The following is a 7,076-nucleotide window of genomic DNA, read 5'->3' as shown; positions in this document are numbered from 1 at the left end:
TCGTGTGCCAGCCCGGATCTATGCTTCCGGGATTTCTGTACAACACCGGTTCGTTGTTGACGTAGGAAACCTTTTTGAATTTCGGGGCTTCGGTTGAGATGGGAACCTTTTCCCCGTCGATTTCCATTTCGCTGCATCCAGCAAACGCCGCGCCTCCCATTTCGTGACGCCGCGCACGCTGCACAGGCAACCCCAGCCATTGGGCGGGAAATGTGTATCCCAAAAAGGATCATCAACGGGAAGAAGTGTTCCGGCCCAGCTTAGATGTTCCGGCCTTGGATCGCTTGCCGCTGTTCTGACATAGAGAATATAGGGTATGGCCTTCTTGGAGCGCTGAAGGCGGTGCCATTGCCCGGCCGCGCGGGCCGCCCGCATGTTTGACCAGAAGATGGTTTTAAGCCTGCGCGACCTGGAAAAATCGACAATCTCGTCCGCGTGTTTGCCGGTCGGGTCCGAGACGGTTCGTTTGCCCCACCATCCCCGGCGCTGAAGTTCGGGCTGGACACGCTCCACCCAGCGTTCAAAACTCCAGCCCCCGGAGATCGCTTCATCTAGTGTGGAATGAAAGATCCCGAGCACTTCCAGATCAACAACCTTGGCAACTGTGTGGGCGTAGGCGTGTTCCTCGCCCCAAACATCCGCCCAGTGAAACGCGGGCCTGAGTTTCTTCTGACGAAAGTAATCCGTGATCTCAGCGGGAGTCTTAAAGCCTTTGGTCGTTTTGGGCACGGCTTAACCTTCAACCCCGTCTGACACATCCCCAAGCCCACGCGCAATTGCCGTTAATCGCGCGAGCGCTTCCCTCAAGGGCTGACTGTCGAGACTGGCGTCCTTCAGCATGGCCTCCGCTTCCTCCAGTGATTTGGCCTCGCTCAAGATCGCCTGCAGCGGTGCATAGAGCGGATCGACAACGCGCTCCCAATCCATATCGGCAACAAGGCGGTCCAGTTCATCCAACCCGCCCGGCGAAGCCGACAGACTTGCGCAAGAGCCGCACTGACACCCGCTGTGATGGGTTGGGTTTGCTGCCAGCTTGGCCTCGTCCTTTTCAGGCGTTTTGTCTTTCGGGTCCGGATCATCTGATTTGTCCGATTTGCCCGTGTCCTGATCACCCGGTTTCTTGCCCGTTTCGTTTTCCTCATTGCCCGAAGACCGAGGTGCAAGAAGTTCTGCCTCGTCCCCCGGATCAGACAGACCGAACTTTTCGCGGATCTCGCGCTGATCAACCCGAAGGCCAAGCGGAACAAGTTTGGCAAGACTGTCGGAAAGGGCCGTCAGGTCTTCAGGCTCCGGCGCGGGAAACGACACCAGCGGGTAAACATCCTGCGGCCCAAAATTAAAGTTCACAAACGGAATGACCAAATCCCGGTTCAAGGTTGCGGCCAGCTGTTTTCCGTCCGCTTTCAAAATATCCATGCGCACATCATTGTGCACTTCCGCCTGCGCCATAGATGAACCGTCATCGGCGGTCATTGTTTGACCGACAATCAGTTTTGAGACCTGTTGATCAACATAGTTGAGAAGCTCACCAAAGACGGCCGCGCCGTGCTGGCCTTCCACCTTATGGAACTCAACTTCCATCCCTTGCGGAATGATGGCGGCTGCATCATTGGCAATGGACTTGACCGCCCGAAAGAGCGTCCGCTTGTCAGCATCGCTGGCATTGCTGTGATACCGGCCAAGACGGATGGGCAGGCCATAAACTTCAGAAAACGCCACCCAATCCTGAAGCCCGAAGCTTTGGATCAGGAACGCCCAGGCGGCAGGACGGGCAAGGCCGCGCCGCAACGGCACACCTGCCTTGGTGCGCGGAGCGTGAATGATGAACTTGGCAGGCGGCAGCTCGTCGCCGTCAATGTTCGTATCAGAGGCAAGGCGCAAGGTTTTGAGCGCCACCTTGTCGAACTGGAAGTAACGCGGATCTCGCCAGACATATTCAGCCGGGCGCAGCTTGCCGCCCTGATACTCCCACATAATCTCGGCAACAGAATATCCCTTGCCGATCCCGTCTGTCAGTTCCCCGCAAAGATCGTCTACGTCCGAGCCTTCCAGAAGCTCACGAACCGCGTCGACAATCTTTTCCGGAACGCCTTTGGGTTCTTCAATGACCGGCGTCAAACCTTCAATGGCAAGTCGGCGTGTTTGAAGCTGGGAGGCATAATGAAGGTACCGTTCCTCCATTTCTTCTGCGAGCGTCAGGTAGTCGCGGGCATGTCCGTTTTGTGCCTGGATCAAAACATGCGCCAATCGTTCCGGCGTCATGTAATGCGCAACGCGGTCCTCAATCGTACGGCGCACGCCCATGATTTCCGGAGTGGCGACCGGCTTTGACAAAAGGCTCCTGTCGATTGGGCGGCCATACTGATCAACAAGGGATTTTACCATAGCCGTCTCCCGTCAAGGCCGCAGCCATAATAGCCGCTCATATCAAACATGCTGTTCTGAGTGTCGTCTTCGCTTGCCTGATAGCCGTATTCGGGCAGGTTCTGCCGTGACGCGTAATAGGCGAGCGCTCCGGCTGGCGCGCTGTCTCCGTGGCGCTCCAATCCGTCTGAACCTTTTGTCCGGTGGTCATCCGGCACCTTGATAATGCCGTTGACATAAGACAGGGCTTGATGGTCCCGAAGAATGTCTTCGTGACGTGGCAGCAATACCGTTCGATCAGTAAACGCCTCGATGTAGGGCGGCATTTCTGCCGAGTACCAGGCTGTAGACAGGTGAACCTCGATCACGCTTGCGCCGTACCGTTGCGCGGCCTTCTCGGCGAGGTAGGCGCCGTTGCCGGTTTTGTCCAAGGCACCGCCGCACATATGCGGCAGCCGATCGACCACAAAGTAAAGAATGTCCCGCTGCTGATCGAACGGAACATTATGGAGTTCCAGCACAAAACAGGCACGGCGAACCAGATCGATCCCGACTTCCATCGGCAGGATGACTGTCTTGTCACCCGAGCGGGCAAAATCTTCACCAAAGACATGTTGGCGGCGCTTGTTCAGTTTCTTCAGGAGCGGCTTGAGCCTGGCATCGCAAAAGGCTCGTGCCCGGATCTTGCGCTCCTCATCCGGCAAGTTCTTGAAATCATCATCGCAAGCCCAGCGAATAATCGGAATGCCGTCCGCCATGCAGGCTTCGATTTGTACCCGTGTCAGCGCCGCGCCTTCCGCTTCTGCCGGAATGGCGTCAAGCTCTTGACGCATGGCAGCTGTTCGCGAGCCATAGGCAGAACGGATGTCACTTTCCCATGTGTCCTGGGCTTCCTGTGACCATTCTTCGCCCTTGATGAGGCACACCCGTTTAAAGAGGCCGTTCTCAATCGCTTCGCTAAACGGGATGTGGTGAATGGAGTAAGGCGGCTTGCCAGTGCTTTCCACTTCCCGGATCAGCTCATTAAAGGGACTTAAAACGCCGTTATGCGTCGAGATAATCCGGATCTTGCCGCCCCAGATCAAAAGAGCGTTGACCGCATCTAGCACCCCACGCACATCCTTGTGGAAGGCCGCCTCATCGATAACGACAATCCCCTGAAGGCCACGAATGTTTTCCGGGCGCGAGGACAGCGCCTCGATCCGAAATCCGGACGCGAACTGAACACGGAAGGCGGCAATCTGGTTGGTTGATCCATCGCTGCGCTGATCAAGGAACAAAAACTCCTCAATCTCGGCAAGCTCTTCAGCAACCACCTTGGCAAAGTGAGCAACATAGCCGATGAACTCGCGGCCCTTGTCCTTGGTGTCGCCTATATAAAAGACATTGTCGCCGCCATCCTGCCTGCGCGTTGCTGCGGTCAAGGCATCGTCCAGCGCCTCGGCAAATGTAATGCCTGTGCGTCGTCCCTTTTCGCAGAGTTTGAGTTTTGATTTGTCCGCCAGCCACTCGGCCTGATGCTTCATCAGACGCCATCTTTGAGCGGGTCCAGATCATCTGGAATGTCACCCCCGCGTGGAAGCTCATCGGCCAGCTCTTCCATCTCGCGGGTAAGAACGGGTGGCCCGGCGAATACATCGGGTTTGCCGATAAACTGTTCGTTATCCGCCATCTTGATCGGCCTGCTGTTCTCTCACACCCAGGAACTCACGTTTGAGCTGGTCGACGCGCTCACCCGAAAGCCCGACCTTTTTCCCGGCCGTGTCGATTGCCTTGCCGAGTTTCTGATTGACCTCATCCTCGTCAGTACGCCGGATGTGGCCGGACAGATTGCGGGCCTGCTCGATCTTGAAAGCCGCATTGGCAAGTTCCCGAATATCCTTGGCCGAAGTGGTAGCGCGACCGGTAATTGCCTCTTCAGCGATTGCGGCGATCAGCGTCTTTACGGTTTCACTGATAAAAATGGTCAGATCATCGCTGTCTTTGGCCGATAACCCATCGGCGACGGCAGAATAGATATCCCGGCGCATTGCCAGTTCTTGGGTAATGGCTGTTTTGCGTGCCGAGTGGCGATGGAAAGAGGAGAAGGACGGGATATCAAAACCGATACCAAGCTCGCCCTGAAGCGCTATCAGCTTGTCGCGAAACTCAGCGTAAATGTCGACGAGGGTCCGATTGTTCGCAACAAGTTCGGCTGCCGCCCAACTGACAATACCGCTGCATTCTTCCGGTAACAGGTCAATGGAGGAAAGCCGACCCCGTGTCTTTTTGTTCCTTCCGGCCATCACTCACCTCAGCGAGCCGCGCCCGGCCGCGCGATCCCTTCTATGATTGTGCGGCGCTCGACATGATCAATGCCAGTCTCGGTGATTTCGGCGACCATCGCGGTCCCGATTTCGCGAAGGGTGAACACACCGAGGTCTGCCATAGCCCGGAGTTGTGTCCGTACCCAGTCTTTGGATTTGCGGTGCCCGAAATAATCCAGCCGCTTTTGAATGAGAATATCATTCAGTTGATGATCGTGTTCCTCGTGGACAGCTTTCAAGATTGTGAGGCGGGCGTTGAGTTCCTCATCGCGCCGATACTGTTCGGAAAGGCTCATAACCGGCCTCCTTTGGTCAGAAGAAAATCGTCGATGCGCTTGGCGATCCGCCCCACTGCGGCAAGTTCCGTCGAAACCGTTGCGACCTTGCCGTTCATTTCGGTGATCGCCATTTCCAGCTTGTGAAAATCGTCCTTGGTTGGCTGGTTGTGGATCACACCTTCCAGCTCCGAAACCCGGCCGCATAAGTCATTGTGCTCAGCTTCCAGTTTGGCGATTGACACTGCATTGGCTTTTGAGCCGCGTGTGATCCATGACACGAACAACGCCAGGCTACCGGCAAAGGCCCCAACAAGCCCAAAGGCAGCATCAAGCCCCTTGATCCACTCAAACATCGGACCCCTCCGGCTCGCGCTCATCCCACTCAAGCTGTTGCTCGTCAGCCAGCTCCTGAAGGATCACGGCAATCATCGCCTGAGAAATATCGGCACGATCTATGAGAAGTCGAACTTCGTCTTTGAAACGGTCTGCATCCATGATGGGTCTTTCTTGTTATGGGTCACCGCAGCATTTTCAGGGCACCAACAGCGGTGCCGGTGTAAAAACTCCAGCTGATCATCTGGCCGCCCCAATCTTCCAAAATCGGCACACTGGCAACGCCCCAGCCGAACAGGAACACGCTGTCGAGAATGACCGCAGACCACCAGAACGCGAGCGGGACGACAAAGGCAGCGGACAGCGCCCAAAAGGCCCAATGCTCGAATTTTGATTTTTGAAGATCAGCCATCGCCTTGGTGTGAGCGACAGCCGCCTGGATCTCGGTAATTGTCACCTCGGCGCGGATCTTCGCCTGTCCGGTTTTGCGGGCGCTATCTGCGCGCAAATAGTCCAGCGCCTTGTCAACGGCACCGTCCGACAAAAACTTCAGGACAAGGGAGAGCAAAAAACTCATCCGACATGCCTCCATTCCTTCGCATCATGGAGACGGCGCTGTTTGATCTGGCGGGCAATGACAAACACCCCAACCCCAATCGCGGCAAAGGCCAACCACTTGTTGGAGGCAACGAGGCTGAGAATTGGCTCGATGGCGGCACGCACTGACAGAACGGTTTCTGAAAAGCCCTGTAGCGCTGCAATTCCGGTGATCTGATCAGCGTTCTCAACGGCCTTGCCAACCGCGCCGCCAACAATCGCAATGCCCGCACCTTGTTGCAGCCGGTCCGCCGACTTGATCGTCTGAGAGCCGCGCTTGCGAAGATCTGAAACCGTCAGCTTTGTGCGGCCGTCAATCTTGCTGGCATTGATCGGGACGGCTTCGTCAACCCGCTCCTCGGTCAGCGGGCCGACAATGCCGTCTGGCTTCAAGCCGTGATCGACTTGAAAGGCAACCACCTGTCGTCGTGTTGCCGGTCCAAAGTCGCCGTCTGCCTGAAGATGATAGCCAAGTGTAATCAGCCGCTCTTGAAGAGCCTTGACCCGATACCCGTCCGATCCGAGCCGCAACATGCGGCCACGCTCGTTGAACTTGCTGGCACCGCCCTTGGCGATCCGCTGGTAAGCGGTCTGCATCAAAGCCGCATAGTGGCTAACTTGTCCCGGCCCGTTGTAGCGCCGGGCAATCGCCCGAAAATCCCGTTCGCGGAGTTCATCGGCAAGGCCGGACTTTTCCAAAAATCGGATAAAGGCTTCGTCCTGTTTGTCACCGCTGGCGGCCAGCGCCAGGACAAACTCGCCAACCGTGGCATAGCCGCACAAAAGGTGATTGAACCCCATGATTTGCGGCCCGCCATAGGACGCAGATCGCAAGCCCGCCGCTTCATCAAGGGCAACCATCTTGCCCAAACGGTCCCACCGCTTGTCCGACCCAGAACCGCCAAGGCCCTTGTAATTGGACTTGCGCCATTTTGGTGTTGCAAGCCCGAACGCTCGAGCGCGGGCGCGCAAGCGTTTTGGAAGCTCGCGCCAGAAGACATGCTTTTCGGTGAGGATGATCAGGCGGCCTTGAGCATCGTAATCCTTCTGGCCGCTTTCCACTTCCAAAATAGCTTGAAGCACAGCCAGATCGCAGCGGATGCGTTTGACAGCCGCCTCGAGCGCCTCGCCGGTGGACGGCTTACCGCCGCCTGATTTCAAGGTCTGGAAAATGTCGGACATGTGCGCGCACCTGAAA

General features: G+C 56.7%; 8 protein-coding genes and 1 pseudogene. All 9 read right to left on the bottom strand.

Annotation, left to right across the window (positions count from 1 at the left end; translation table 11 throughout):
• Nucleotides 1–18 precede the first annotated feature (18 nt).
• Complete coding sequence (locus TRICHSKD4_RS12135; protein WP_009759299.1) at nucleotides 19–729, bottom strand: phage minor head protein; 711 nt, start codon at nucleotides 727–729, stop codon at nucleotides 19–21.
• 3 nt (nucleotides 730–732) lie between these two features.
• A complete protein-coding gene (locus TRICHSKD4_RS12130; RefSeq protein WP_009759298.1) occupies nucleotides 733–2,385 on the bottom strand; it encodes a DUF935 domain-containing protein in 1,653 nt (550 codons plus the stop codon).
• A pseudogene (locus tag TRICHSKD4_RS12125) lies at nucleotides 2,379–4,036 on the bottom strand (hypothetical protein). Before TRICHSKD4_RS12125 ends, TRICHSKD4_RS12130 begins: the two are co-directional and overlap by 7 nt.
• Nucleotides 4,026–4,649 (bottom strand): phage protein Gp27 family protein, encoded by a 624-nt coding sequence (locus TRICHSKD4_RS12120; protein WP_009759295.1) that lies wholly within the window; start codon nucleotides 4,647–4,649, stop codon nucleotides 4,026–4,028. The pseudogene TRICHSKD4_RS12125 and the gene TRICHSKD4_RS12120 overlap by 11 nt, the downstream one beginning before the upstream one ends.
• A gap of 8 nt (nucleotides 4,650–4,657) precedes the next feature.
• On the bottom strand, nucleotides 4,658–4,966 hold the full coding sequence (locus TRICHSKD4_RS12115; RefSeq protein WP_009759294.1) for a hypothetical protein: 309 nt from the start codon (nucleotides 4,964–4,966) through the stop codon (nucleotides 4,658–4,660).
• A complete protein-coding gene (locus tag TRICHSKD4_RS12110) occupies nucleotides 4,963–5,301 on the bottom strand; it encodes a DUF2730 family protein (RefSeq protein ID WP_009759293.1) in 339 nt (112 codons plus the stop codon). The genes TRICHSKD4_RS12115 and TRICHSKD4_RS12110 overlap by 4 nt, the downstream gene beginning before the upstream one ends.
• Nucleotides 5,294–5,443, bottom strand: coding sequence for a hypothetical protein (locus TRICHSKD4_RS30740; protein ID WP_009759292.1), 150 nt, complete (start codon nucleotides 5,441–5,443; stop codon nucleotides 5,294–5,296). The genes TRICHSKD4_RS12110 and TRICHSKD4_RS30740 overlap by 8 nt, the downstream gene beginning before the upstream one ends.
• A gap of 22 nt (nucleotides 5,444–5,465) precedes the next feature.
• The gene (locus TRICHSKD4_RS12105) at nucleotides 5,466–5,858 is read right to left on the bottom strand and encodes a hypothetical protein (protein ID WP_009759291.1); all 393 of its coding nucleotides are present in this window, start codon (nucleotides 5,856–5,858) and stop codon (nucleotides 5,466–5,468) included.
• Nucleotides 5,855–7,060 (bottom strand): N-acetylmuramidase domain-containing protein, encoded by a 1,206-nt coding sequence (locus TRICHSKD4_RS28135; protein ID WP_009759290.1) that lies wholly within the window; start codon nucleotides 7,058–7,060, stop codon nucleotides 5,855–5,857. The genes TRICHSKD4_RS12105 and TRICHSKD4_RS28135 overlap by 4 nt, the downstream gene beginning before the upstream one ends.
• Nucleotides 7,061–7,076 lie beyond the last annotated feature (16 nt).

Source organism: Roseibium sp. TrichSKD4 (genome assembly GCF_000148725.1).
Classification (GTDB): Bacteria; Pseudomonadota; Alphaproteobacteria; order Rhizobiales; family Stappiaceae; genus Roseibium.
This window is presented reverse-complemented; position numbering and strand designations above follow the sequence as displayed.

Coding starts and splice junctions, on each gene's coding strand:
- TRICHSKD4_RS12105 (WP_009759291.1), bottom strand. CDS start 5,858: ATGAGTTTTTTGCTCTCCCTTGTCCTGAAGTTTTTGTCGGACGGTGCC.
- TRICHSKD4_RS12130 (WP_009759298.1), bottom strand. CDS start 2,385: ATGGTAAAATCCCTTGTTGATCAGTATGGCCGCCCAATCGACAGGAGC.
- TRICHSKD4_RS30740 (WP_009759292.1), bottom strand. CDS start 5,443: ATGGATGCAGACCGTTTCAAAGACGAAGTTCGACTTCTCATAGATCGT.
- TRICHSKD4_RS12110 (WP_009759293.1), bottom strand. CDS start 5,301: ATGTTTGAGTGGATCAAGGGGCTTGATGCTGCCTTTGGGCTTGTTGGG.
- TRICHSKD4_RS12115 (WP_009759294.1), bottom strand. CDS start 4,966: ATGAGCCTTTCCGAACAGTATCGGCGCGATGAGGAACTCAACGCCCGC.
- TRICHSKD4_RS28135 (WP_009759290.1), bottom strand. CDS start 7,060: ATGTCCGACATTTTCCAGACCTTGAAATCAGGCGGCGGTAAGCCGTCC.
- TRICHSKD4_RS12120 (WP_009759295.1), bottom strand. CDS start 4,649: ATGGCCGGAAGGAACAAAAAGACACGGGGTCGGCTTTCCTCCATTGAC.